Annotated in this window: 17 protein-coding genes and 2 pseudogenes; 8 read left to right on the plus strand and 11 right to left on the minus strand. The window is 67.3% G+C overall.

Annotated features, from left to right (window positions below; all coding sequences use genetic code 11):
- Window positions 1-542 precede the first annotated feature (542 nt).
- The 5 genes from AQ610_RS12805 to AQ610_RS12825 all read left to right on the plus strand — a co-directional run bounded on the left by AQ610_RS12805 (window position 543) and on the right by AQ610_RS12825 (window position 10,388).
- Window positions 543-1,370 carry an IclR family transcriptional regulator gene (locus tag AQ610_RS12805; RefSeq protein WP_043283307.1) on the plus strand — a complete coding sequence of 276 codons (828 nt, stop codon included), beginning with the start codon at window positions 543-545 and terminating at the stop codon, window positions 1,368-1,370.
- 291 nt (window positions 1,371-1,661) lie between these two features.
- Entirely contained in the window at window positions 1,662-2,990 is a 1,329-nt protein-coding gene (locus AQ610_RS12810; RefSeq protein WP_006029458.1) for an MdtA/MuxA family multidrug efflux RND transporter periplasmic adaptor subunit, read from the plus strand.
- Between the two features lie 13 nt (window positions 2,991-3,003).
- Window positions 3,004-6,114, plus strand: a complete 3,111-nt coding sequence (locus AQ610_RS12815; RefSeq protein ID WP_006029457.1) for an MdtB/MuxB family multidrug efflux RND transporter permease subunit — start codon at window positions 3,004-3,006, stop codon at window positions 6,112-6,114.
- Complete coding sequence (locus AQ610_RS12820; RefSeq protein ID WP_006029456.1) at window positions 6,115-9,417, plus strand: efflux RND transporter permease subunit; 3,303 nt, start codon at window positions 6,115-6,117, stop codon at window positions 9,415-9,417. It begins immediately after the preceding gene.
- 341 nt (window positions 9,418-9,758) lie between these two features.
- A complete protein-coding gene (locus AQ610_RS12825) occupies window positions 9,759-10,388 on the plus strand; it encodes an SDR family oxidoreductase (protein ID WP_009911813.1) in 630 nt (209 codons plus the stop codon).
- 70 nt (window positions 10,389-10,458) lie between these two features.
- Here the strand turns inward: AQ610_RS12825 and AQ610_RS12830 are convergent, their stop codons facing one another.
- The gene (locus tag AQ610_RS12830; protein ID WP_006029453.1) at window positions 10,459-11,007 is read right to left on the minus strand and encodes a peroxiredoxin; all 549 of its coding nucleotides are present in this window, start codon (window positions 11,005-11,007) and stop codon (window positions 10,459-10,461) included.
- 290 nt (window positions 11,008-11,297) lie between these two features.
- On the opposite strand from AQ610_RS12830, the gene cdpA reads away from it, so the two are divergent.
- Together cdpA and AQ610_RS12840 are read left to right on the plus strand one after the other, a co-directional pair.
- Entirely contained in the window at window positions 11,298-13,040 is a 1,743-nt protein-coding gene (gene cdpA / locus AQ610_RS12835) for a cyclic di-GMP phosphodiesterase CdpA (RefSeq protein ID WP_080595268.1), read from the plus strand.
- Window positions 13,041-13,074: 34 nt separating this feature from the next.
- A complete protein-coding gene (locus AQ610_RS12840) occupies window positions 13,075-14,535 on the plus strand; it encodes an HDOD domain-containing protein (RefSeq protein ID WP_006029451.1) in 1,461 nt (486 codons plus the stop codon).
- Between the two features lie 211 nt (window positions 14,536-14,746).
- On the opposite strand, the gene AQ610_RS12845 is transcribed toward AQ610_RS12840, so the two are convergent.
- The 7 genes from AQ610_RS12845 to AQ610_RS12875 all read right to left on the minus strand — a co-directional run bounded on the left by AQ610_RS12845 (window position 14,747) and on the right by AQ610_RS12875 (window position 21,583).
- Entirely contained in the window at window positions 14,747-15,535 is a 789-nt protein-coding gene (locus AQ610_RS12845; RefSeq protein WP_006029450.1) for a c-type cytochrome, read from the minus strand.
- Window positions 15,532-17,157, minus strand: a complete 1,626-nt coding sequence (locus AQ610_RS12850; protein ID WP_009911809.1) for a b(o/a)3-type cytochrome-c oxidase subunit 1 — start codon at window positions 17,155-17,157, stop codon at window positions 15,532-15,534. Before AQ610_RS12850 ends, AQ610_RS12845 begins: the two co-directional genes overlap by 4 nt.
- The gene (locus tag AQ610_RS12855) at window positions 17,144-17,701 is read right to left on the minus strand and encodes a cupredoxin domain-containing protein (protein ID WP_006029448.1); all 558 of its coding nucleotides are present in this window, start codon (window positions 17,699-17,701) and stop codon (window positions 17,144-17,146) included. Before AQ610_RS12855 ends, AQ610_RS12850 begins: the two co-directional genes overlap by 14 nt.
- A gap of 27 nt (window positions 17,702-17,728) precedes the next feature.
- On the minus strand, window positions 17,729-17,911 hold the full coding sequence (locus tag AQ610_RS12860; RefSeq protein ID WP_004526488.1) for a hypothetical protein: 183 nt from the start codon (window positions 17,909-17,911) through the stop codon (window positions 17,729-17,731).
- Between the two features lie 7 nt (window positions 17,912-17,918).
- A complete protein-coding gene (locus AQ610_RS12865) occupies window positions 17,919-19,211 on the minus strand; it encodes a c-type cytochrome (protein WP_006029447.1) in 1,293 nt (430 codons plus the stop codon).
- On the minus strand, window positions 19,211-19,927 hold the full coding sequence (locus AQ610_RS12870; protein ID WP_045554862.1) for a c-type cytochrome: 717 nt from the start codon (window positions 19,925-19,927) through the stop codon (window positions 19,211-19,213). Before AQ610_RS12870 ends, AQ610_RS12865 begins: the two co-directional genes overlap by 1 nt.
- 411 nt (window positions 19,928-20,338) lie before the next feature.
- Complete coding sequence (locus tag AQ610_RS12875) at window positions 20,339-21,583, minus strand: aspartyl protease family protein (protein ID WP_006029445.1); 1,245 nt, start codon at window positions 21,581-21,583, stop codon at window positions 20,339-20,341.
- A gap of 517 nt (window positions 21,584-22,100) precedes the next feature.
- Between AQ610_RS12875 and AQ610_RS12880 the strand changes: the two are divergent.
- A pseudogene (locus AQ610_RS12880) lies at window positions 22,101-23,124 on the plus strand (sulfonate ABC transporter substrate-binding protein).
- Window positions 23,125-23,278: 154 nt separating this feature from the next.
- Here the strand turns inward: AQ610_RS12880 and AQ610_RS12885 are convergent.
- The 3 genes and pseudogenes from AQ610_RS12885 to AQ610_RS12895 form a co-directional block, all read right to left on the minus strand.
- A pseudogene (locus AQ610_RS12885) lies at window positions 23,279-23,828 on the minus strand (transposase).
- A gap of 334 nt (window positions 23,829-24,162) precedes the next feature.
- Window positions 24,163-25,437, minus strand: a complete 1,275-nt coding sequence (gene serA, locus AQ610_RS12890) for a phosphoglycerate dehydrogenase (RefSeq protein WP_041861891.1) — start codon at window positions 25,435-25,437, stop codon at window positions 24,163-24,165.
- A gap of 239 nt (window positions 25,438-25,676) precedes the next feature.
- Window positions 25,677-26,720, minus strand: a complete 1,044-nt coding sequence (locus tag AQ610_RS12895; protein WP_009911803.1) for an AraC family transcriptional regulator — start codon at window positions 26,718-26,720, stop codon at window positions 25,677-25,679.
- Window positions 26,721-26,808 lie beyond the last annotated feature (88 nt).

The following is a 26,808-nucleotide window of genomic DNA, read 5'->3' on the forward strand; positions in this document are numbered from 1 at the left end:
CGCGCCTACGTCGCAGGCCCGAAATTTCGGAAGCATTTCCATCCGACACCAGGCTATCGACAAGCAAAATATAATAGCCAAACACGCTCAAAATGGTGCACCGAACAACACTTTTTCGCGATGCTGCATACTTTGGTGTCTCTGAAACCGCTCTACCTTGTTGCTGCAGACTTTGTTGTGCCCCGATAACAGGTAAAAAAAAGCGCCACGGAGACCGTGGCGCTAAAAAAGTTCTAGCCATTCCGAGGGCCGTGCTAGAACCTGAGAGACTGCATCGAACGTCGTTCCCATCTAAACTAGCGAAACAACGTTTCGAAATTAGGAGACATTTTTTCCGTTTCCGGACGACAAGTCAAGCGAAAAATACATGCCTCCATCTCATTTTCGGCGCTGCACGATCCGACATTTCCCTAATAAACTCGGGGTAATCCAGTAAATATTGCGCATTGCGAAAGAAAGTGGCAAGCCGCGCATACTTTCTCGACATTCGTCTTACAATTGATAAGAATCTGAAATCAAGTTTCGAAAAAAGAGAGATTCCCGTGACGACACGCTCCAACGCCCAAGCCCTCTCCCGAGAACGGGAAGCCACCACCGACGAAATAACGGCCCTCGCGCGCGGTTTGGCGGTCCTGCGCCGCATCGCGATCTCCGATGCCCCGGTCAGCAACCGCGAACTGGCAGAATTGACAGGCATCCCGAAGCCAACCGTGTCGCGCATCACGGCGACGCTCGTCAGCGCGGGCTTCCTGTTCCAGTTGCCCGACAGCGAGCGCTTCGTGCTGACGGCGTCGGTGCTCGAACTCAGCAACGGCTTCTTGCGCAACTTCGACATCCGTGCACGCTCGCGGCCGTTCCTCATCGAACTCGCCGAAAAGACATCGCTGTCCGTCCACCTCGCGGTGCGCGACCGCCTCGACATGGTCGCGATCGACGTGATCCGCCCCCGCTCGGCCGTGCTCGTCACGCGGCTCGAAACGGGCTCGCGGATGGACGTCGCGCGCACGGCGGTCGGCCGCGCGTACCTCGCCGCGCTCGAGGACGGCCCGCGCCGCGAGCTGATCGGCGCGCTGCAGGCGGCGGCGGGCGACGACTGGCCGTTCGTCGTGTCGCGGCTGAATGCCGCGCTCGCCGACATCACCCAACACGGCTACGCGATCGCGATCGGCGAATGGCGCGAGGAACTGAACGCGATCGCAGCGGGCTTCGTCGCGCCGACGGGCCAATGCTACGCGGTCAACTGCGGCGGCTCCGCGCACCAGTGCACGCCCGACTTCCTGCGCTCGGTCGCGGTGCCTGCGCTGCGCGAGTGCATCGCGAAGATCACGCGCGAGATCGGCGGCGCCGCGTGGCCGAATCTCGCACGTTGACATGGATGGCGCAGTGCCGCGACGGACCGCGCCGCGCACGCGGGCCCGCGTCATCGCCGCATGTCATCGCCCGTTCATCTGTAACGATCGTAATTCGCGGAAAGATAGGGTGCTGGACTGTAACCGTCGTAGGGACGTAGCATCATGCAACCCCGCGCCACAACCGGCGCGCCCCGCTCTTTTCTCTTTTGCGTCGCGGCCGGGCCGCAAGCCGGCCCGGTCGCGACGACCGCGAACGCGGCCCGTGCGCGCCTGTCGTATGCACTGCACGCCGACCTCCAGATCGAACCGATGGACAATCAAGAAAAGCCCACGCCCCGCTCTTCCGCTCACCCGCCGTCCGGTCCCAGCCCGCGCCGCCCCCGCCGCAAGCTGATCGCGCTCGGCGCGCTCGCGGCCGTCGTGATCGGCGGCGTGCTGTGGTGGCATCCGTGGAAGAGCGGCGGCAGCCCGAGCGCCGAGAGCCAGCCAGGCGGCGCGCGCAAGCGCGGCGGCCCCGCCGCGCTCGCGAACCTGCCGCAGCCCGTCCAGGTCGCCGCCGCCGTGCGCGGCGAGATGCCCGTCGTCCTCAACGCGCTCGGCACCGTCACGCCGCTCGCGAACGTGACCGTCAGGACCCAGTTGTCCGGCTATCTGCAATCGGTGTCGTTCCAGGAAGGCCAGATCGTGAAGAAGGGCGACGTGCTCGCGCAAGTCGATCCGCGCCCGTACCAGATCTCGCTCGCGAACGCGCAGGGCGCGCTCGCGCGCGACGAGGCGCTCCTCGCGACCGCGCGCCTCGACCTGAAGCGCTACCAGACGCTCGTCGCGCAGGATTCGATCGCGAAGCAGACGGCCGACACGCAGGCGTCGCTCGTCAAGCAGTACGAAGGCACCGTGCAGATCGACCGCGCGGCGATCGATTCCGCGAAGCTCAATCTCACGTACGCGCGGATCACGGCGCCCGTGACGGGCCGCGTCGGCCTGCGTCAGGTCGATCCGGGCAACTACGTGACGCCGTCGGACACGAACGGCATCGTCGTCATCACGCAATTGCAGCCGATGAGCGTGATCTTCACGACGTCCGAAGACAACCTGCCCGCGATCCTCAAGCAGATGAGCGCCGGCGGCAGGCTGTCGGTCACCGCGTACAACCGCAACAACACGACGCCGCTCGAGACGGGCGCGCTCGACACGCTCGACAACCAGATCGACACGACGACGGGCACCGTGAAGCTGCGCGCGACGTTCGAGAACAGGAACAGCCTGCTGTTCCCGAATCAGTTCGTCAACGCGCGCCTCCTCGTCGACACGATCCGCGACGCGACGATCGTGCCGACGTCGGCCGTGCTCACGGGCTCGATCGGCCAGTTCGTCTACGTCGTGAAGCCGGACAACACGGTGAGCGTGCGCAAGGTGAAGCCCGGCCCCGTCGACGGCGAGCGCACGAGCATCGTCGAGGGGCTCGCCGTCGGCGAGCGCGTCGTGACGGACGGCTCCGACCGGCTGCGCGAAGGCTCGGCGATCACGATCCCGGCCAACCAGCCGAAGCAGGCGTCGGGCGCGAAAGGCGCATCGGCCGCGTCGGGCGCGCACGGCGGGCGCCGCCACGGCGGCGCGTCGCAGGCCCAGTCGCAATGACGCCGGCTGACCAATGAATCCGTCCCGCGTCTTCATTCTTCGTCCGGTCGGCACCGCGCTCCTGATGGCGGCGATCATGCTCGCCGGCCTCGTCGCGCTGCGCTTTCTGCCGCTCGCCGCGCTGCCCGAGGTCGACTATCCGACGATCCAGGTCCAGACCTTCTATCCGGGCGCGAGCCCCGAGGTGATGACGTCGTCCGTCACCGCGCCGCTCGAGCGGCAGTTCGGGCAGATGCCGTCGCTCAACCAGATGTCGTCGCAGAGCTCGGCGGGCGCGTCCGTGATCACGCTGCAGTTCAGCCTCGACCTGCCGCTCGACGTCGCCGAGCAGGAAGTGCAGGCGGCCATCAACGCGGCGGGCAACCTGCTGCCGTCGGACCTTCCCGCGCCGCCCATCTACGCGAAGGTCAATCCGGCCGACGCGCCCGTGATCACGCTCGCCGTCACGTCGAAGACGCTGCCGCTCACGCAGGTGCAGGATCTCGCGGACACGCGGCTCGCGATGAAGATCTCGCAGGTGTCGGGCGTCGGCCTCGTCAGCCTGTCGGGCGGCAACCGGCCGGCCGTGCGGATCCAGGCGAACCCGCTCGCGCTCGCGTCCTACGGCCTGAACCTCGACGACCTGCGCACGACGATCTCGAACCTGAACGTCAACACGCCGAAGGGCAACTTCGACGGCCCGACGCGCGCGTACACGATCAACGCGAACGACCAGTTGACGAGCGCCGACCAGTACCACGACGCCGTCGTCGCGTACAAGAGCGGCCGGCCGGTGATGCTCACCGACGTCGCGAAGATCGTCGCCGGCTCGGAGAACACGAAGCTCGGCGCGTGGGTCGACGCCGAGCCCGCAATCATCCTGAACGTGCAGCGGCAGCCGGGCGCGAACGTGATCCAGACGGTCGACAACATCAAGGCGATCCTGCCGAAGCTGCAGGAATCGCTGCCCGCCGCGCTCGACGTGCAGATCGTCACCGACCGCACGACGATGATCCGCGCCGCCGTGCGCGACGTGCAGTTCGAGCTCGGGCTCGCGGTCGCGCTCGTCGTGCTCGTGATGTACCTGTTCCTCGCGAACGTCTACGCGACGATCATCCCGAGCCTGTCGGTGCCGCTGTCGCTGATCGGCACGCTCGCCGTGATGTACCTGTCGGGCTTTTCGCTGAACAACCTGTCGCTGATGGCGCTCACGATCGCCACGGGCTTCGTCGTCGACGACGCGATCGTGATGATCGAGAACATCGCGCGCTACGTCGAGGAAGGCGATTCGGCGCTCGAGGCGGCGCTGAAGGGCTCGAAGCAGATCGGCTTCACGATCATCTCGCTGACGGTGTCGCTGATCGCCGTGCTGATTCCGCTCCTCTTCATGGGCGACGTCGTCGGGCGGCTGTTCCACGAGTTCGCGATCACGCTCGCGGTGACGATCGTGATCTCGGCCATCGTGTCGCTCACGCTCGTGCCGATGATGTGCGCGAAGCTGTTGCGCCACACGCCGCCGCCCGAAAGCCACCGCTTCGAGGCGAAGGTGCACGCGCTGATCGACCGCGTGATCGCGCGCTACGGGCTCGCGCTGCAGTGGGTGCTCGACCGGCGGCGCTCGACGCTCGTCGTCGCGGTGCTCACGCTCGCGCTCACCGCCCTCCTCTACGTCGTGATTCCGAAGGGCTTTTTCCCGACGCAGGACACGGGCGTGATCCAGGCGATCACGCAGGCGCCGCAGTCGGTGTCGTACGGCGCGATGGCCGAGCGCCAGCAGGCGCTCGCCGCCGAGATCCTGAAGCATCCGGACGTCGTGAGCCTCACGTCGTTCATCGGCGTCGACGGCTCGAACATCACGCTCAACAGCGGCCGGATGCTGATCAACCTGAAGCCGCGCGACGAGCGCAGCGAATCGGCGAGCGACGTGATCCGCTCGCTGCAGCGGCAGGTGGCGAACGTCACGGGCATCTCGCTGTACATGCAGCCGGTGCAGGATCTGACGATCGACTCGACGGTCAGCCCGACGCAGTACCAGTTCATGCTGACGAGCCCGAACCCGGACGAGTTCGCGACCTGGGTGCCGAAGCTCGTCGACCGGCTGAAGAAGGAGCCGTCCCTCGCCGACGTCGCGACCGATCTGCAGAACAACGGCAAGTCGGTCTACATCGAGATCGACCGCGCGAGCGCCGCGCGCTTCGGCATCACGCCCGCGACCGTCGACAACGCGCTCTACGACGCGTACGGCCAGCGGATCGTGTCGACGATCTTCACGCAGTCGAACCAGTACCGCGTGATCCTCGAAGCGGAGCCGCGGATGCAGCACTACACCGATTCGCTGAACGGCATCTACCTGCCGTCGGCGGGCGGCGGCCAGGTGCCGCTCTCCACGATCGCGACGTTCCACGAGCGGCCCGCGCCGCTCCTCGTGACGCACCTGTCGCAGTTCCCGGCGACGACGATCTCGTTCAACCTCGCGCCGGGCGCGTCGCTCGGCGAGGCGGTGAAGGCGATCGACGCGGCCGAGCGGGAAATCGGCCTGCCGGCGTCTTTCCAGACGCGCTTCCAGGGCGCGGCGCTCGCGTTCCAGGCGTCGCTGTCGAACCAACTGTTCCTGATCCTCGCCGCGATCGTCACGATGTACATCGTGCTCGGCGTGCTGTACGAGAGCTACATCCACCCGATCACGATCCTGTCGACGCTGCCGTCGGCGGGCGTCGGCGCGCTGCTCGCGCTGATGATCACCGGGCACGACCTCGACATCATCGGGATCATCGGCATCGTGCTGCTGATCGGCATCGTGAAGAAGAACGCGATCATGATGATCGACTTCGCGCTCGAGGCGGAGCGCGTCGAGGGCAAGCCGCCGCGCGAGGCGATCTACCAGGCGTGCCTGCTGCGCTTTCGGCCGATCCTGATGACGACGCTCGCCGCGCTGCTCGGCGCCGTGCCGCTCATCGTCGGCTCGGGCGCGGGCTCCGAGCTGCGCCAGCCGCTCGGCATCGCGATCGCGGGCGGGCTCATCGTGTCGCAGGTGCTCACGCTCTTCACGACGCCCGTGATCTACCTCGGCTTCGACGCGCTCGCGCGCCGCATCCGCGGCTTCTTCGAGCGTTCCGGCCGCCCGGCCGCGCATCCGGACGCGTAAATGAACCTGTCGCGCCCGTTCATCACCCGCCCCGTCGCGACGACGCTGCTCGCGCTCGGGATCGCGCTCGCCGGCCTGTTCGCGTTCGTCAAGCTGCCCGTCTCGCCGCTGCCGCAGGTCGATTTCCCGACGATCCTCGTGCAGGCGTCGCTGCCCGGCGCGAGCCCGGAGACCGTCGCGACCAGCGTGACGAGCCCGCTCGAGCGGCATCTGGGCTCGATCGCGGACGTCGCCGAAATGACCTCGATGAGCTCGGTCGGCAACGCGCGGATCGTGCTCCAGTTCAACCTGAACCGCGACATCGACGGCGCCGCGCGCGACGTGCAGGCCGCGATCAACGCCGCGCGCGCGGATCTGCCCGCGAGCCTGAAGAGCAACCCGACGTACCGCAAGGTCAACCCGGCCGATTCGCCGATCATGGTCGTGTCGCTCACGTCGAAGACGGCGTCGCCCGCGAAGCTGTACGACGCCGCGTCGACGGTGCTGCAGCAGTCGCTGTCGCAGGTCGACGGGATCGGCCAGGTCAGCCTGAGCGGCTCGGCGAACCCGGCCGTGCGCGTCGAGCTCGAGCCGCAGGCGCTGTTCCACTACGGGATCGGCCTCGAGGACGTGCGCGCCGCGCTCGCGTCCGCGAACGCGAACAGCCCGAAGGGCGCGATCGAGTCCGGCCCGCACCACTATCAGCTATACACGAACGACCAGGCGTCGAAGGCCTCGCAATACAAGGATCTCGTGATCGCGTACCGCAACGGCGCGGCCGTGAGCCTCTCGGACGTGTCGAGCGTCGTCGACTCGGTCGAGGATCTGCGCAATCTCGGCCTCATGAACGGCGAGCGCGCGGTGCTCGTGATCCTGTACCGGTCGCCCGGCGCGAACATCATCGACACGATCGAGCGCGTGAAGGCCGCGCTGCCGCAACTGACGGCCGCGCTGCCCGCCGACATCCAGGTCACGCCGGTGCTCGACCGCTCGCGCACGATCCGCGCATCGCTCGCCGACACCGAGCACACGCTGCTCATCGCGGTGAGCCTCGTCGTGATGGTCGTGTTCCTGTTCCTGCGCAACTGGCGCGCGACGCTGATCCCGAGCGTCGCGGTGCCGATCTCGATCATCGGCACGTTCGGCGCGATGTATCTGCTCGGCTTCTCGCTGAACAACCTGTCGCTGATGGCGCTCATCGTCGCGACGGGCTTCGTCGTCGACGACGCGATCGTCGTGCTCGAGAACATCGCGCGCCACATCGAGAACGGCACGCCGCGGCTGCAGGCCGCATTCGACGGCGCGCGCGAGGTCGGCTTCACGGTGCTGTCGATCAGCCTGTCGCTCGTCGCGGTGTTTCTGCCGATCCTCCTGATGGGCGGCATCGTCGGGCGCCTGTTCCGCGAATTCGCGCTCACGCTGTCGCTCGCGATCGCCGTGTCGCTCGTCGTGTCGCTCACGCTCACGCCGATGATGTGCGCGCGCCTGCTGCCCGAAGCGCACGATCCGCGCGACGAGGGCCGCGTCGCGCGCTGGCTCGAGCGCGGCTTCGAGCGGATGCAGCGCGGCTACGAGCGCACGCTGTCGTGGGCGCTGCGCCATCCGCTCACGATCCTGATGACGCTCGTCGCGACGATCGCGCTCAACATCGCGCTGTACATCGTCGTGCCGAAGGGCTTCTTCCCGCAGCAGGACACGGGCCTCATGATCGGCGGCATCCAGGCCGACCAGACGACCTCGTTCCAGGCGATGAAGCTCAAGTTCACCGAGATGATGCGCATCGTCCGCGCGAATCCGAACGTCGCGGACGTCGCGGGCTTCACGGGCGGCGCGCAGACGAACTCGGGCTTCATGTTCGTCGCGCTGAAGGACAAGCCGCAGCGCAAGCTGTCGGCCGATCAGGTGATCCAGCAACTGCGGCCGCAGCTCGCCGACGTCGCGGGCGCGCGCACGTTCCTGCAGGCCGCGCAGGACATCCGCGCGGGCGGCCGGCAGAGCAACGCGCAGTATCAGTTCACGCTGCTCGGCGACTCGACGGCCGAGCTGTACAAGTGGGGGCCGATCCTCACGGAGGCGCTGCAAAAGCGCCCCGAGCTCGCCGACGTGAACTCCGACCAGCAGCAAGGCGGCCTCGAGGCGATGGTGACGATCGACCGCGCGACCGCCGCGCGCCTCGGCATCAAGCCGGCGCAGATCGACAACACGCTGTACGACGCGTTCGGCCAGCGCCAGGTGTCGACGATCTACAACCCGCTCAACCAGTACCACGTCGTGATGGAGGTCGCGCCGCAGTACTGGCAGAGCCCGGAGATGCTCAAGCAGATCTACGTCAGCACATCGGGCGGCAGCGCGAGCGGCGCGCAGACGACGAACGCGGCGGCGGGCACCTACGTCGCGACCTCGACGCGCGCGTCGACGGCCGGCGCGGCCGCGCAGAGCGCCGCCGCGATCGCCGCCGATTCGGCGCGCAACCAGGCGCTCAACTCGATCGCGTCGAGCGGCAAGTCGAGCGCGTCGTCGGGCGCGGCGGTGTCGACGTCGAAATCGACGATGGTGCCGCTCTCCGCGATCGCGAGCTTCGGGCCGAGCACGACGCCGCTCGCGGTCAACCATCAGGGCCTGTTCGTCGCGACGACGATCTCGTTCAACCTGCCGCCCGGCGTGTCGCTGTCGAAGGCGACGCAGGTGATCTACCAGACGATGGCCGAGGTCGGCGTGCCGCCGACGATCCAGGGCAGCTTCCAGGGCACCGCGCAGGCGTTCCAGGAGTCGCTGAAGGATCAGCCGATCCTGATCCTCGCCGCGCTCGCGGCCGTCTACATCGTGCTCGGGATTCTGTACGAGAGCTACATCCATCCGGTCACGATCCTGTCGACGCTGCCGTCGGCGGGCGTCGGCGCGCTGCTCGGCCTGCTGCTCTTCAAGACCGAGTTCAGCATCATCGCGCTGATCGGCGTGATCCTGCTCATCGGCATCGTGAAGAAGAACGCGATCATGATGGTCGACTTCGCAATCGACGCGTCGCGGCAAGGCAAGTCGTCGTTCGACGCGATTCACGAAGCATGCTTGCTGCGCTTCCGGCCGATCATGATGACGACGATGGCGGCGCTGCTCGGCGCGCTGCCGCTCGTGTTCGGCCACGGCGACGGCGCGGAGATGCGCGCGCCGCTCGGGATCGCGATCGCGGGCGGGCTCATCGTGTCGCAGATGCTGACGCTCTATACGACGCCCGTCGTCTATCTGTACATGGACCGGCTGCGCGTGTGGGCCGAGAAGCGCCGGAACCGCCGGTCGTCGGGCGGCGCGGCAGTCGCGGGCGAGTGACGCGGGCGATGCCGCCGTGTCACAAATGCTTACGCCTGATACGAAGCCCATCGCCTATTCATAAATGACGGGCAACGATGCGCGCGTGTGCGCGGCGAAAGCCTCACCCGCCATTGACGAACAGGCGGCGCACCGCCCGCGAGCGCCGCCCGCAGCCGCGATCGGCCGGGTCCGGGCGCGCGCCGCCATGTGCGCGAGGCCGCCTTCGCGCGCCGGACCTTGATCCGAATCTCGTTTCGGCACCACCGATCGGACGCGAATTCGGCATACACTTGGACGTTCGACGTCAGCCCCTCGCCTGGAGGGCGCCATTGACGCAGCGCAATGCAAGGAGCGGTTTCATGTCGATGAAGGTACTGCTGATTGGCGCGTCCGGCCGCACGGGCCGCGCGCTCGCGGACCTGCTGCTCAAGCAGCAGGATTTCGAGGTCACGGCGCTCGTGCGCCGGCCGGATTTTGCGCTGCCGGGCGCGAAAGTCGTCGTTGCCGATCTGACGGGCGACTTCTCGTCCGCGTTCGACGGCATCACGCACGCGATCTACGCGGCGGGCTCCGCCGAGTCGGAAGGCGCGACCGAAGAGGAACAGATCGACCGCGACGCCGTCGCGCGCGCGGCCGACTATGCGAAGGCGCGCAACGTGCAGAAGCTCGTCGTGATCAGCTCGCTCACCGCGTACTGGCCGCAGCGCAGCCCCGAGTTCCTGCGCCACTACTCGCAGATGAAGCGCGAGGGCGACGACCGCGTGATCGCGTCGGGCATCGACTACGTGATCCTGCGCCCAGGCCCGCTCACCGACGATCCGGGCGTCGGCAAGATCGCGCTCACCGAGGAGCGGCTCGACAACGCGCCGCCCGTCGCGCGCCAGGACGTCGCTTGGGCGGCGATCGAGGCGATCAAGCTCGGCATCTCGAAGAAGATGGTCGGCTTCGTCGGCGGCGGCGTGCCGATCGAGCAGGCGCTGCGCGCATAAGCGGGCGCGCGGCGGGTTTTCCGGCGCCCGCGCGCCGGACCTTCGCCGCCCAGGCGGCATCAAGGCCGCATCAAGGCTGCCGGTGCGACGCCGCCCACGCCTTCACCGCGTTCAGCGTGTTCTCGACGTGCTTGTCGGGCGACAGGCTCGTGTACTCGTAGAGCACCTTCCCGTCCGGCGAAATCACGTACGACACGCGGTTCGCCTTCGAGATCGCCGGCAGCTTCGCGTCGTACTCGCGGATGATCTTCGCGTCCGGATCGGCGGCGACCGGGAACTTGCTGCGGCATTCGCTGAGCGAAAACTTCGTCAGCGTGCCGATGTTGTCCGCCGACACGCCGATCACCGTCGCGCCATACTGTTTGTAAGCGTCGACCGCATCGGCGAACGCATGCGCCTCGATCGTGCAGCCGGTCGTGAACGCGGCCGGATAGAAGTACAGCACGACGGGGCCTTTCTTCAGCGCGTCGGCGAGCGAATACGTGTAAGTCTTGCCGCCGAGCGACGCCTGCGCGCTGAAGTCGGGCGCCGCGTCGCCCACCTTCAGTACCGCGTGCGCCGCAACCGCGTACAGCGCGAAGAGCGCGGCGGCCGCGCCTGATGCCAGTTTTCGATTCATCTGAGTCCTCGTCTTCGAATGTCCATATGTTCAACAGGGTTTAGCGCCCGGCAAGCCGTCCGATCGCGTTCGCATCCCGAACTGACGCACGTGACGAAATGCGCCAGTTCCTTTCTTCCCTGACACTAAAGAATCGGCACAATGCGCCGTTATTGCGTCCGGACACCGGTTCCAGCCCCTTCACGCCAGCGAGATACATGGAAGCCATCAGGAACAAAACGCCCCGCAAGGGCTCCTGGCGCGCCGCACTTCACAAGCTCCGCCGCTTCGCTTGGTCGGGCGGCGCGCTGATGCCCGCGCGCGCCGGCACGCCGCGCGCCGACGATACGGTCCGAAGCTGGCTGGAGCAAACCGTCGGCGCGGTCGATTTCCTCGCCCACGTGGACCGCGATCTGCGCTTCCTGTACGTGTCGGACGCAAGCCTGCGCTTCATCGGCTATCACCGCGACTATCTGCACACGCTGACGCTGCGCGACCTGATCCCCGAGCAGGATACCGCGGCGCTCGACGGCCTGCTCGCGCGCGCGTCGGCGACGGGCGACGTCGAGAAGGCGACGCTGTGCCTCGTGAAATCGCTGACCTACCCGCTCGACGTCGAGGTGCGCGCGGTGAAAAGCCGCCACCACGGCGTCGACGGCTTCGCGATCGCCGCGTTCGACGTGTCGTCGTGGCGGGCGATCGAGGCACGGCTCACGTACGAGCTGCACCACGATCCGATGACGGGGCTCGACAACCTGTCGGCGCTCTTGCCCGCGCTGATGCGCGCGCAGAAGATGGCCGACGAAGGCGGCGGCTGCACGGCGCTCCTGCTGCTCGATCTCGACGATTACCAGCGGATCAACCGCGCGCTCGGCTACGACGCGGGCGACGCGCTGCTGCGCGACACCGCGCAGCGGCTGCAGCGGCTCGCGACGCGCGGCGAGCGGCTCGCGCGCGTCGCGAGCGACAAGTTCGCGGTGATGCTGAGCGCGCCCACGCGCATCGCCGCGATCGACGCGGCCGAAGCGCTCGCGCGCCAGTTGCAGACGGCCGTCCAGCAGCCATACGCGTATGACGGCCAGGCGGTGCACCTGTCGGCGAGCGTCGGCATCGCGATCGACCCGGACGCGCGCACCGCGTCGAAGCACGCGCAGCACCACAGTCCGTTGTTGCGGCGCGCGGACCGCGCGCTCGCGCAGGCGAAGGCGGCGGGCGGCAACGCGCTCGCGTTCCATCAGCCGACCGACGATCCGGCCGACGCCGAGCGCCTGAAGCTCGAGGCCGATCTCTACAACGGCGTGCGCAACGGCGAGTTCTCGCTGCATTTCCAGCCGATCACGAAGAGCCACACGGGCGCCGTCGTCGGCGTCGAGGCGCTGATCCGCTGGCACCACCCGGTGCACGGGCTCGTCGCGCCCGCGACGTTCATTCCGCTCGCCGAATCGATCGGCCTCATCAACTATCTCGGCAACTGGGTGCTGAAAGCCGCGTGCATGCAGCTCGTGTCGTGGGACCGGCAGGGGATCGCGCTGCAGTACGTGGCCGTCAACGTGTCGCCGCAGCAGTTCCGCGACCCGCGCTTCACGCAGAGCGTGCGCGACGCGATCAAGCTGACGGGCATCGATCCGCGCCGCATCGTCCTCGAAATCACCGAGAGCCTGCTGATGCACGATCCGAACCATGCGAAGACGCTGCTCGAGGAAGTGACCGAGCTCGGCATCCGGTTCGCGGTCGACGATTTCGGCACCGGCTATTCGAGCCTCGCTTACCTGCAGAGCTTCCCGCTCGCGAAGCTGAAGATCGACCGCAGTTTCGTCGAAAATCTGTTGACGTCGAGAAACGACCGCGCGATCGTGTCGGCGGTCGTCGGCCTCGCGCAGACGCTCGAGCTCGAGCTCGTCGCGGAGGGCGTCGAGACCGAGGCGCAGCGCACGCTGCTGACCGAGATGGGCTGCAACCACATTCAAGGCTGGCTCGTCTGCCAGGCGCTGCCGTCGGACGAACTCGCGCAACGCTTCGAGGCGCAGGAGCTCTATCTGCACGCAGCCGCATGACGCACGCAGCCGGCTTTCTCAATCACTGATTCGTATGTCAATCACCGCACAACTGCCGCGAACGGCGCTGCTCGACAAGCTCTGGGCCCGGATGAACGAGCGCGGCGATTTCCCGCTGCTGTCGGACGCGCTGCGCGCGACGATGGCCGCGATGAAGAGCGACGATCTCGACTTCACCGCGCTCGTGCGCGTCGTGCTGTCGGACTTCGCGCTGACGCAGAAGGTGCTGCGGCTCGCGAATTCGGCGATGTACATGGCGTTCGGCGGCAACATCACGACCGTCACGCGCGCGCTGATGGTGCTCGGCATGGACGCCGTCGGCCATCTCGTCGTCGGGCTCAAGCTCGTCGACCACTTTCATCACAGCGCGCCGCGCCGCATCGACGCGAAGCTCGAACTGAACCGCGCGCTGCTCTCGGGCTGCGTCGCGCGCAAGCTGACCGAGCACGTCGATCTTCGCGCGGGCGAGGAAGCGGTCGTCTGCACGCTGATGCGGCAGGTCGGCAAGCTGCTCGTCGTCTGCTATCTCGACGCGGAGTGGGAAGAGATCCGCCGGCGCGCGGCCGAGCACGACGACGACGACGACGAAGCCGCGTGCCGCGCGGTGCTCGGCGTGGACTACGACGAGATCGGCCTCGAGGCGGCCTCGCGCTGGCGGCTGCCGGAGCTGATCCGCGCGGGCATGACGCGCTTCGACGCCAACGACAGCGCAACGCAGGACGTCCAGTGGCTGCGCGCGGTCAGCCACTGCTCGACCGACGTCGCGACCGCGCTCACGTCGATGCACGCGCAGCAGCGCGACGCGCGGATCGCGGCGCTCGCGCACCGCTTTCACGGCGTGCTCGGCACCAGCGCCGACGAGCTCGCCGAGATCGCCGCGTCGCTGTCGCGCGAGGAGACGAGCGACACGGTGATGCGCGAGATCGTCGAGCTGCGCGCGAGCGCGGACGAGATCGCGCGCGGCGCATCGACCCCGCAGGCGTGCCTCGAGGCGGGCCTCGCGGATCTGCGTGCGCTGCCGTCCGAGCACGTGCTCGGCCCGGTGCTCGCGCTTGCGTCCGAAAGCGTGCTCGCGGGCCTCGCGTTCACGCGCACCGTGATGTTCGTGCGGCATGACGACGGCGTGTTCGCCGCGCGTCTCGGCTTCGGGCCGGACGTCGACGCGGCGCTCGAGCAGTTGCGCTTTCACGAGACGTTCGAGCCGGACGTGTTTCATCTCGCGATCACGAACTCGGTCGGCATCTTCATCGAGAACGCACACGATCCGAAGATGGTCAAGCGGCTGCCCGCGTGGTATCTGGACGCGTTCGACGATGCGCGCGCGTTCGTGCTGCTGCCCGTCGCCGCGGAGCAGACCACGGTCGCGTTGCTGTACGGCGACTGGGCAGTCGGCCAGCCGGCGCGCAAGATCTCGCAGCAGGAAATGGGCGTGCTCAACGAGCTCGCGGCCGAGCTCGGACGCTTCTTTCACGGCGCGCAGGGCGACGGCCGGTAACGCGCGCGATCGCGCTCGGCCGACGGGCGATCATGCCTCGCCGCCGCCCCGCCCTCTCCGATCGACGCCCAACAGGAACGGCAAACGGACGCCTTCCCGTTTGCCGTTCCTGTTCGCACCGGCGCGGTCGATCGCACGGCACCCTCCGCCGCGCTCCGGCGCTGCGCGGCCTCCACGGCCCGCGCCGAAGCGCAACCGAGGCCGCGCCCCGCTACGGCCGCCCCGCGTAATACCGCGCGGCCGCCGCGATCTCGGCGGGCGTCATCTGCCGCGCGACGTTGCGCATCTGCTCGCTGATGTCGTTGTGCCGCGCGCCCACCGCGAACGCCTGCAACTGCGCGTTGATGTAGACCTCCGGCTCGCCTTCGAGCCTCGGCCCGCCGACCTTGTTGTCCATTCCGCCATGACACGACGCGCACGGCGCGATGTTGCGCATCGGCGCGCCGCTCGCGACGATCTTCGGCGGCGTCGCGGCGAGCGGCGTCACGGTGCGCGGCAGATATGAGTAGAACGCGGCGAGATCGCGCATGTCCTGGTCGGTCAGATTCGTGACCATCGGCGCCATCACCGCGTTGGTGCGCGCGCCCGTCTGGAAGTCCTTCAACTGCTTGTAGATGACGGCCGCGTACTGGCCCGCGAGATTCGGCGAATTCGCGTCGCTCATCCCGCGCGCGCCGTGGCACATCGTGCAGCGCATCGCGAGCGTCGCGCCGCGGCCGATCGACAGGCTGTCCGCGCCCACCATCATCTGCGGCGTGACGACGACCGTGCTCGTCTTGACGGCCGAAGGCGCCGGCGCCTGCTGCGACGGCAGCCACGCGCGCGGCACGCCGGCCGCGCTGCAGATCGCGTTCCAGATGCCCTGGAACTGCGCGTCCTTCTGCACCGACGGCAGCCAGACGAAGCCGATCAGCACCGACGCGGCCACCGCGAACAGCGTGAGCCCGACGCTGACCGTCAACCAGCGGTTGCGAATCGAAAACAGACGTTCCGTGCTCATCGCTGCGCCCCCATGTAGATCGCCGGCACCGACGGTTGCTTGAGCGACATCAACTGCGCGATCGGATAGCCGTAGTTGACGACCGTGAGGCCGATCATCAGCGCGATCCACAGCCCGAAGCTGTTGAGCGCGACGGGCAGCGTCTTCGGCTCGTGGACGGCCGAGCTGAACGTGAACTCGGCCGGCTTGACCTTCGCGCCGCGATGGCTGCGTATCAGCACGACGAAGAACAGCACGGCCGACGCGACGAGGATCAGCGCGCCGACGACCGACATGGTCACCCACGCCGCCTGCGGCGCGAGCGCCGGATCGCTGTAGTCGTAATAGGCCATCCGGCGCGGCATGCCGAGGATGCCGACGTAGTGCCACGGGAACGTCGTGACGATCATCCCGACGAACCACAGCCAGAGCTGCGTCTTCACGAGCCGCAGGCTGCCGAGCGCGCGGCCCGTCAGGTGCGGCCACAGTTCGTACGCGATCGCGAAGTACATGATGACGACGGCGCCGCCGAAGATCAGGTGGAAGTGCCCCGTGATCCACTGCGTGTTGTGGATCGTCGAATCGAGCTGATAGCTCATGTTGATGAGCCCGCCCGCGCCGCCGAAGCCGAGCATCACGAACGAGAACGCGACGGCGAGCATCATCGGTTCATGCCACGGCAGCGCGCGCAGCCAGCCGAACGCGCCCTTGCCGCCGCGCAGGCGCGCGGCGATCTCCACCGACGCGCATACCGTGAACACCGTGAGGAGCGTCGGCACCGCGACGAGCGCGGTGAACACCGATTGCAGGAACTTGAAGCCCGAGCCGACCTGCGGATCGGCGAACAGGTGGTGCACGCCGATCGGCATCGCGCCGACGAGGAACAGGATGAACGAGATGCGCGCCATCCCGTCGCTGTACAGCTTGCCGCCGATCGCGCGCGGCACGAGCGTGTAGTACGCGATGTACGCGGGAATCAGCCAGAAGTAGACGATCGCGTGCAGCGTCCACGAGAAGAACACGCGCGCGAGGCCCGCGTCGATCGTCGAGCGGAGCCCGACCGCGACGGGCAGGATCTGGAACAGGATCTCGATCGCGGCGCCGACCGCGGTCCAGCCCCACAGATACGCGCCCGCGACGTTCGCGAACATCGCGAGCGGAATCGGCGTGCCGGGATTGCCCTTCTTCCACGCATAGAGGTTCACCGACATCAGCGCGACCCAGATCCACGAGCCGACGACGACGAGCACGACGCCGAGGTAATAGAACGGATTGCCGATCATCGGCGGATAGAACGTGTAGAGCACCGACGACAGGCCGAGCGACACGGGCGTCATCGCGACGATCGAGCCGACGGCGATCAGCCAGAAGCCCGTCCACGCCCAGCGGCGGCCGACGAGCGGCATCTTGAGCGCGAGCTCGCTGATCGCGTAGCCGAAGCCCATCGCGATCAGCGTCGGGAACACGTAGCCCATCACGGAGCCGTGCGCCGTCACCGAACGGTAGTAGAGCTCGGGATTGCCGAGCCACGGATGCAGCGGGCTGCGCGCGAGCATCTGCCACGCGCCGAGCAACAGCGCGACGCCGAAGACCGCGAACGCGAGCCAGAAATGGGCGAGCACCAGTCGATTATTCTTTAACACAGCTCAGTCTCCGGGCGCTGGACGCCAGTTTGTCGAATTCCGCACGGTCAATGACCTTGACGTGCGCCCACATCCCCTCGTGGCCCGTGCCGCAATACTCGTGGCACGGCATCAGGTGATCCCTCGGCGTGTCGAAGGTCGTCCTGAACGTTGCGACGTAGCCGGGCTCGAGCATCGAATTGATGTTGGTATCGGTGATGAGAAAGCCGTGCACGACGTCCGCGCTCGTCGCGCGGAACGTGACGGGCGTATTCGCCGGCACGAGGATGCACTGCGGCGTGAACGAGTACTGCTGGCCGATCACGCGCACCGTGACCGAGCCGTCCGGCTCGCGCGCGGTGCCGAGATTGCTCTCGACGAATTCGCCGGAGACGTGCAGCGTCGTCGGATCGATCGTCTCGACGCGCGACGGCGGCATCATCGCCCAGTGCAGGCCGGTGTACACCATCATGGCGACGAGGACGATCATCAGGCCGACGGCCAGGATCGCCCACCTGCGCTCGATCCGGGCCGCGAGCTGCGCGCCGTCGAGACGGTCTGGCATAGGTTGTTTGGACATGGGAGCCGCTTTTTATTGGATCACGCCGCGAGGCAGGAAGACGAGAAAGTAAAAGGCGAACCACAGCGCGATCACGATCGCGGTCGCGGTGCCGGCGAGCGCGAGCGCGCCGCGCGGCCCCGACCGGACGATCTCGTCGACCGCGTCGTCGTGCGGTTCGGGGTCGCCCCCGTGTCGTTGGGAAGTGTCGCTCATGATGTCCTCAATAGAGCGGAGCGGAGCGCAGCGCGTTGGCTTCCTTCGCGGAAACCGGCGTGCCGCGGTTGCCCCAGGCGGTGCGAATGAACGTCGTCACGGCGGCCACCTCGTCGTCCGACAGCGACTGGGCGAAAGGCGGCATGCCGTAGGGCTCGGGATTCTTCGCGGTGCCGGGTGCATAGCCGCCGTTCAGCACCATGCGGATCGGATTCACCGCGGACGTCATCTGGATCGACTGGTTGCCCGCGAGCGGCGGGAACGCCGGCGTCTTGCCGCGCCCCGTCTTGCCGTGGCAGCTCGCGCACTGCGTGTCGTAGATCTTCGCGCCGATCTTGTAGAGGCGCGCCTGCTCCGATGCGGCCATCGTCGTCTTCGGCGCGGACTCGGCCTCGCTGCCGCGCTGCGGCAGCGACTTCAGATAGACGGACATCGCGCGCACGTCGTCGTCCGACAGGTACTGCAGGCTGTCGTAGACGACCTCGGCCATCGGCCCGTACACCGCGCCGCGATGCGACGCGCCCGCCTGCAGCAGGCCCGTGATGTCGGCGATGCTCCAGTCGCCGAGCCCAGCTTCCCGGTTCGACGTGAGCGACGGCGCATACCACGCCTGCATCGGGATCAGCCCGCCTTCGAACGCGTTCGACTCGGAGCTGCCGCCGAGCGCGTTGATCGCGGTGTGGCACATCGAGCAGTGGCCGAGCCCCTGCACCAGATACGCGCCGCGGTTCCATTCGGCCGATTTCGCGTGGTCCGGCTGATACTCGCCTTCCTTGAAGTACAGCGTGCGCCAGCCGATCAGCAACTGCCGGTTGTTGTACGGAAAACGCATGTCGTGCGGCCGGTTCGCGAGCTTCACGGGCGGCACCGAGCGCAGGTACGCAAAGATCGCGTCCGAATCCGCGCGCGTGACCTTCGTGTACGCGGCGAACGGCATCGCCGGATACAGCAGCGAGCCGTCGCGCGAACGGCCGGTGTGCATCATCGCGTAGAACTCGTCGGCCGTCCATTTGCCGATGCCCGCGTCGTTGTCGGGCGTGATGTTCGGCGAGTACAGCGTGCCGAACGGCGTCGGCATCGCGCGGCCGCCCGCGAAGAGCTTCTCGCCCGGCACCGTGTGGCACGCGACGCAGTCGCCCGCGCGGGCGAGGTACTCGCCGCGCTTGAGGGTCGCCGCGTCCGCGGCGGGTTGCGCGTGTGCGGCGGATGCGGCGAGCGTCGCCGCGAGCAGCCCGAGCGCGGCATTCGCGCACGCGCTGCGGAGTTTGACGATCCAATGCTTGTGCACCGAGGCCTCCATTAACGCGGTTCGCTACCGCATGCGAGCGGCATGTCGAGCGAGCCCGCGGGGGCGGGCGACGGGTTCGCGGGCGCGGGCTGCGAAGCGAGCCACGCGGAGATGGCGGTCACGTCCGTGTCGGTGAGGCGCGACGCGACCTGCTGCATGCAGTCGGGCGCATACGACGTGCGCGTGCCGTAGCGCCATGCGCCGAGCTGCGCGCTCAGGTATTCGGCATGCAGGCCGAGCAGCCCCGGCACGGCGGGCTCCATGCCCGTGAGCGACGCGCCGTGGCACGACGCGCACGCGGGAACCTTGTGCGACGGATCGCCCGACTGGACGAGCTGCCGCCCCCGCTCTAGCACCGCCGGCGCGACGGCGGGCGCCGCGATCGTTGGGAACGGCGGCCGCCGGCTCGCGAAGTGATCGGCGATCTTGCGCAGGTACGCGTCGGGCAGATACGCGAGCAGGTAGTTCATCGGCGGATACTTGCGCCGGCCGTCGCGGAACGCGACGAGCTGGTTGTACAGATAGCCGGCGGGCTTGCCGGACAGGCGCGGAAAGTAGTCGTTCGACGTCCCCTCGCCCTGCCGGCCGTGGCAGGCGGCGCAGGCGAGCACGCGCGCCTCCATCGTGTCGGGCGCGCGCTCGGCCTGCGGTTCCTGGGATAGCGCCGTCTGGCTCAGCAAGCCGCACAGTACGGCGAGTACAGCGGTGGGTCTCGAGGTCACTGTCATCCTCTCCGGGAAGGCGTGCAGTTCCCGCCAGCGACGCGAGCCGCCCCTGCGGCTCGTGAGGTAAGCGGGTACGCCCGGCACCATCGCTTTCATTGGTCTCATGGGAACTTGTTGTTCAAATTTTCAATGTCGCGAAAATCTCATGAGCGCCGTTGCTTTGCGTTGATTCATGTCAATCCAATACTTCTTTACATTGGTAGTCGATTGGCCGAGCGATCGCAAATCTCATGTCTTCTGGAATTTAGCCGGTCGCGGGAAAAGCGCAATGTTTCACGGCGCGCCGCGCGGCATTTCGATTTTTCTCTTATGCGGCAATGCGTTACGCGCGCCAAACGCGCACGTGCCGGGAGCATCGCGGCAAGTGAAACGCGGCGCTTTCGGCCGCGTGCGCGGCCCCGTTCGTGACGTGCGTCAAATTCGCACGGCGCGGCGCGAACCACCGCGCTCGATCACGATATCGAGCGAGCCCGCGGGTGCGGTGCTCAATCGGTCGCGCACGTCGTCGATCGCCGACGGGTCGACGCGCTTGCCGTCGATCTCGACGAGCACGTCGCCGTTCTCGAGACCGTAGCGGCCGAGGTCCTCCGGCCGGTTGTGGAACAGCTCGACGCGGCCGTCGACGAAGCGGATCGCGATCGTGCGCAGCGGCCGGGAATCGTCCTGCGTGAAGCCGCTCGCGTCGTAGCAGAACTCCATCGTGCTCGGCACGAACATGTAGCGGTCGAGCCGCGCGAGAAAGTTCATCCCGAGCATGTCGCCGCCGCCTTCGGCGACGCGCAGGCTGCCGACCGGCCGGCCGTCGAACGACAGCCCGCTCACGAAATGGTCGCGCGACTGGCCGACGCCGTTCGCCGACATGCTCGGCACCGCGCCGCCGAGCGGCGTCGCGGCCTTGCGGCTTGCGAGGTACGCGAGCGTCGGCGCGGACGCGATCGAATAGCGCGCGCCGGTATCGAAGCGGAACATCGCCCACTGATCGCGGAAGTCGACGCTCACGGCGGGCGACTGACCGAAGCTGTCCTGGTACGGGACGCAATGCGCGAAACGCTGCCCGGCGGGCGGATGGCGCCAGACGGTCAGCGTGCCGCTGCGATTGTCGGCGACCCAGCTCAACTGGCGAAAGATCTCGATGCCGACGATGCCGTCGATCTGCGTGCCGAACACCTGCGACAGCAACGACAGATCGAGGCCGAGCCAAGGATAGAAGCTCGGCACCTCGTAGCTGCCGAGCGCGATCGGCAGCGGCTGCCACAGGCGCACGCGCGCTTGCGGCAGCACGCCGTCCGCGGTCGTCAGGCCTTTTTCGAGCATCGTCCGGTACGCGATCGGAATCTGATCGTCGGTCGACGGCTGCGTGATCGACTGCGCGAGCCGATTGTCGATCGCCGTGTGGCTCGCGCCCGTGTCGACGAGAAAGTGATAGGTCTTGCCCGCGATCGCGACGGGCACGACGAACCCGCTCTTCGGCTTGAACGATACGCTCAGCACGGGCGTGGCGCCGCCGCGCTGCGGCTCGGCGCGCTCGCCGCAACCCGCCGCGAGCAACGCGGCGAAGCAGACGAGCGCGACGGCCGCCGACGCGCGCGGCGCGCGGCGGCGGAAGGCGGAGGCGGCGCGACTCGGCGCCGGCGTCGAAGCGAATGCGTGTCGAACCATGGATGACGGATGCGTGATGCGAAGTGAAGGTGGACGGAGATTGCGTGAGGCGACGGATCGCGACGGATCGCTTCGGATGCCGCCTGCCGCGCTGCGCGGGCAATGCGCGTCCGCTCGATGAAAACCATATGTAAGGATCGACGATTCTATAGAAACGCGCCGCCGCGCGTTGTCGACTTTTGTTCGCCGGCTTGCGCGGGTTCTCCGCATCGAAGCCGGCATTTGACGCGTGCGGCAACGCGTCGTGACGTTCGATGCGCGGACAGACGCACATTCGACGCCGCCACGAGTTCGATCGATATCGGTCGATATGGGCCCCGCATGTTCGCCCGCGCCCGCGTCGCGCGCAAATTCCCTTGCGCGAAATCGATAGCAGAACAAAGTTGAAGCCGGCCATTGACCCCGTCCGCGCGCGCCGACGATGATGGCAGCGGATGCGCGACGTGGCCGCGCAATCGCGGATTACGCCGCGGCGCGCCGCATCGCGCGCAAGAACCGCATCGACCGACAAAGCCACATGACCGCTCACGACACGCGCCGCACCACCCCTTCCCCATCCGCGCGCGACGGCGCGCGACGCTCGCTGCTGAAAGCCGCAGGCGCTGCCGCACTTGCCGCGCCACTGTTGGGCAGCCTCGCCGCGCTATCGGCGAGCGGCGCCGCACACGCGCAACGCAGCGCGAAGACGCTGCGTATCGGCTATCAGAAGTACGGCAACTTCGTCGTGCTGAAAGCGCGCGGCTCGCTCGAGAAACGGCTCGCCGATCAGCATGTGTCGGTCCAGTGGATCGAGTTTCCGGGCGGCCCGCAACTGCTCGAAGGCCTGAACGCCGGCGCGATCGACGTCGGCACGGTCGGCGAGACGCCGCCTGTGTTCGCGCTCGCCGGCGGTGTCGATTTCGTCTACGTCGGCAGCGAGCCGCCCGCGCCGCAGGGCGAAGCGATCGTCGTGCCGCACGATTCGCCGATTCGCGCCGTCGCCGATCTGCGCGGCAGGAAGATCGCGCTCAACAAGGGCTCGAACGTTCATTATCTGCTCGTCAACGCGCTGCAGCGCGCGAAGGTCGATTACCGCGACGTCACGCCCGTCTATCTCGCGCCCGCCGACGCGCGCGCGGCCTTCGCGCAGCGCGGCGTCGACGCCTGGGTGATTTGGGATCCTTATCTTGCGGCGATCGAGCGTCAGGCGAACGCGCGCGATCGCAAACGGCAACGGGCTCGTGAACAACACGCAGTACTATCTCGCGAGCCGGAAGTTCGCCGAAGCCGAGCCGCAACTCGTGCGCGCGCTGCTCGACGAAGTCGGTGCGGTCGATCGCTGGGCGCGCGCGAACATCGCCACGGTCGCCGCGCAACTATCGCCGCTCGTCGGCCTCGACACGGGCACGCTCGAGCATGCGTTGAAACGCGCGAGCTACGGCGTTCAACCGATCGACGATGCGACGCTCGCGTATCAGCAGCAGATCGCCGATACGTTCGCCGCCCTCAAGCTGATTCCGCGCAAGATCGACGTTGCCGCCGCGCGCTGGCAAGCGGCATAGGCGCTCGCGCATCGCAATCTCGCGGGCAAAGCGCCGAGCCTCGGCCGGCTGTCGCGGGCGAGCCGCTGACGATCAATCGGTTGCTCTCGGGCGGCCGATCACGGCACTACCGCAACGACGGATTCCCCGGCGCGCGCGACACGCGTGCCGTCCGTCAATTCGCACTGCCCTCGCCAAGTTCGGGCGCGCGATCGTCCCTGCCTGCCTCGATCACGCCACCGACGACGGATGCGCCCCAGGATTCAGGGCTGCTCCAGAACACGTTGTGCTGAAACCGGCGGCGCGCCCGCGCATGCGGCTTCGCACCAATCGGGCCGATCCGCTCGCGCGACTCGACCTGTCGCCCGCATCCCCGCAACCGCTCGACGATCGCGGCAAGCGTGCCGTCCGCAGACCATTCGTCGAAACGACGGCGGCAAGTCGGCGACGACGGATAGCGGCGCGGCAATGCGGCCCAGCATTCGCCGGTCGCGAGCACCCACAGCACTGCGTTCACGACCGCGCGCGCCTGCGCCCGCGGTCGGCCGCAACGCGTGTTGCGCGCCGGCTGGGCGGAGAGCAATTCCTCGATACGCGCCCATTCGTCATCGCTCAACTCTTCGAACTGCATCGTCGGCCCTCTTCGAGAAATCGGCGCGAACGCGCACGCACGCGGCATGCACGACGCCGATGAAACGTGTGTCGACCGCGGCAAGCGGCGTCATGCCGACGCCGAATGAAACGCCCACAACGTACTGGCGAAAAGCCGCACGATACACGAACCCTCTTCCCCGGATAAATACATTGTTGTTCTAAGTAAATCTCAGGATTCCGACTCGATTCCGCGGCGGGACGCAGTTGGGCGAACACGTTCGTTCGCGCGCTCCGGATTCGGCGATCCGTTCGAGCGCCGCCGGCGCGGGACGATTCGATTGGTGCGCAATATTACACGCGGGCCGCGAGAAATCCAACGCTGTCAAAATCGACAGGGTGCGGCGGCGCATCAACCGCGCGACAGACATCGCACGCGAACCCCACGCCGGCGGCCCGCGCGTCGCATCATGCGCTGCGAAGCAGCCGGCTGCGCGTAAATGCGCGGTTGCCGCTCAGCTTGTCGAGAAACGCATCGGACGGCACGCGGTCGAGATCGGTCACCACGTAGCCGATATCGCCGCGCGTTTGCAGATGTTGCGCGACGACGTTCGCGCCCTCTTGCGCGAGCAGCGTGTTGAGCCCCGCGAGCACGCCCGGCGTATTGCCGTGCACGTTCAAGAGCCGCGCAGCCGACGTGCATTCGCCCGGGCTCACCTGCGGGAAATTGACGGCGCCCGCGGTATCGCCTCGCGTCAGGAATGCGACGAGCTTCGACGACACCTCCGCGCCGATGTTCTCCTGCGCTTCCTGCGTACTGCCGCCGATATGCGGCGTGAGGATCACGTTCGGCAGCCCTTGCAGCACGGATTCGAAGCGGTCCGCATTGCTCTTCGGCTCGCGCGGGAACACGTCGATCGCCGCGCCGCTCAGGCGCTTCTGCACGAGCGCATCGCGCAGCGCATCGATATCGACGACGGTGCCGCGCGACGCATTGATCAGGATTGCATTCGATTTGAACTGCGCGAGGGCGCTCGCGTCGATCATGTTGTGCGTCGAGGCGTTCGCGGGCACGTGCAGCGTGACGACGTCCGCGATCGCGATCGCTTCGCCGAGCGAGCGCGCCGGCTGAGCGGAACCGAGCGACAGCTTCGCTTGCACGTCGTAATAGACGACCTTCATGCCGAGCGCCTCGGCAAGCACGCCGACTTGCGCGCCGATATTGCCGTAGCCGATGATCGCGATCGTCTTGCCGCGCGCCTCGAACGATCCGCCCGCGCCTTTCGCCCATTCTCCCGCATGCGCGAGGACGCTCTTCTCCGGTACGCGCCGCAGCAGCAGGATCGCCTCGGCGATCACGAGTTCCGCGACCGATCGCGTATTCGAGAACGGCGCGTTGAACACCGGAATGCCGTGATGCGCGGCAGCCGGCAAATCGACTTGCGACGTGCCGATGCAGAAGCATCCGATCGCGAGCAGATGGCGCGCGGCGTCGATCTCGTCGCGCATCAGATGCGTCGCGGAGCGAATGCCGACCAATTGATGCTGCTGCAGCGCGCGCCGCAGTTCGTCGCCGGCGAGCGCGCCCTTGCGCCGCTCGATGTCGACGTTCGCGTCGGCGAAATGCCGGGACGCGCTGTCGTGAATATTTTCGAGGAGGAGAACGGAAGTCATGTTGTCCAGCGTGATGGTCGAATCGAAGCGGAAGCCGGAAATCCCGGCAAGGTACGCAAGCGCCGCTATGCGGCGTTCGCGCCGATCGCACGGCGCGCGATGCATGCCGCGTTGCCGTTCAAAAATCGTATGCCTGGCGGGAGCGCAGCACAAGCCGGCCGGCACGTCCTGCTGTGCGTGGGGAATTGCGACTTGATATCGCTGAAGGAATGCCTGTGTAGTGTCGCAAAATTGCGTCGGCACATGCGAACATCCCTGCTGCCAGCAGGTGTACCCGCATTGCGCGATGCGCGCCCGGAAGGCGCGTTTCACATCCGGCGCCGGCCGCTCGGCGACGTGCCGGTCCAGCGCCGAAACGCACGGCTGAAGTTGGCTCGATCCGTATAGCCGACGCGCGCCGCGATCTCCTCGACCGTCAGTTGCGTACCCTCGAGCAGGCGCAGCGCATCGCGCAGCCGGATCTCGTCGAGCAGCGCCGAATACGTCGTGCCGTAGTCGCTCAGCTTGCGCTTGAGCGTGCGCTCGGAGAGATGCAACTCGCGCGCGAGCGCATCGAGCGACGGATAGCCGTCGCTGCCGCGTATCAGCAGATTGCGCACGCGCTCGACGATGCTCTCCGCATAGCCGAGCCGCGCGAGTTCCGCCTCACACTGCTGGACGATCATCTGCGCCGTGTGCGCATTCGCGGTCTTGATCGGCTCGTCGAGCAGCGCGGCCTCGCAACGGATCTGATTGGCGGGCGCACCGAAATGGCAGCGCGGCAGACGGTCACGATAGCGCGCGAAATAAGGCGGCTCGGGCCACTCGAAGCATAGCTCGGCGTTCGACTTCATCGTCTTGTCATGCGACGGTGTCAGCAGCGAGTTGAACAGGATCGCCGTCTCGACCATGAAGTTCTCGACGGCGAACTGCCGCAGCCTGCCGAGCGGAAACGCTTCGAGGATGTCGATCTGCACTGTATGCTCGAGTTCCGTCAGCCGCACCGAAAAGAACGGCACGCGCGTCGGCAGATAACGGATGCCGAGCTGGATCGCCTCGCCGAGCGTGGCGCAGCTCATCAGGCCGAAGCCGATGAGCCCCGACTTCGTCAGGCTGCTTCGCAAGCCGATCTCGACCGCGATCGACGGATCGTTCGTCATCCCGATCAAATTGAACACGATTGCCGCCTGCTGCAACGGCGTGATGCGCGTGTCCGGCTCCTCGAGCTTCGCGCGCGTGACACCCGTGTTCGCGAGAAGGTCCGCATCGGCGATGCCGCGCTCTTCCGCGAGCATCAGCATGAAGAGCGCGTAGGCGGACGATACGGTCGCCTTGTTCAATTGCCTCGTGGGGTCCGGAACAGACATGGCCATGCTTCGACTCCGTGCAGTGACCGGCCGATTATAGCGACGGATGGCCTCAGATGACACATCGCAATGCCGCAAATTGGCCTCAAATGAC

It is taken from the genome of Burkholderia humptydooensis, from assembly GCF_001513745.1.
Lineage (GTDB): Bacteria > Pseudomonadota > Gammaproteobacteria > Burkholderiales > Burkholderiaceae > Burkholderia > Burkholderia humptydooensis.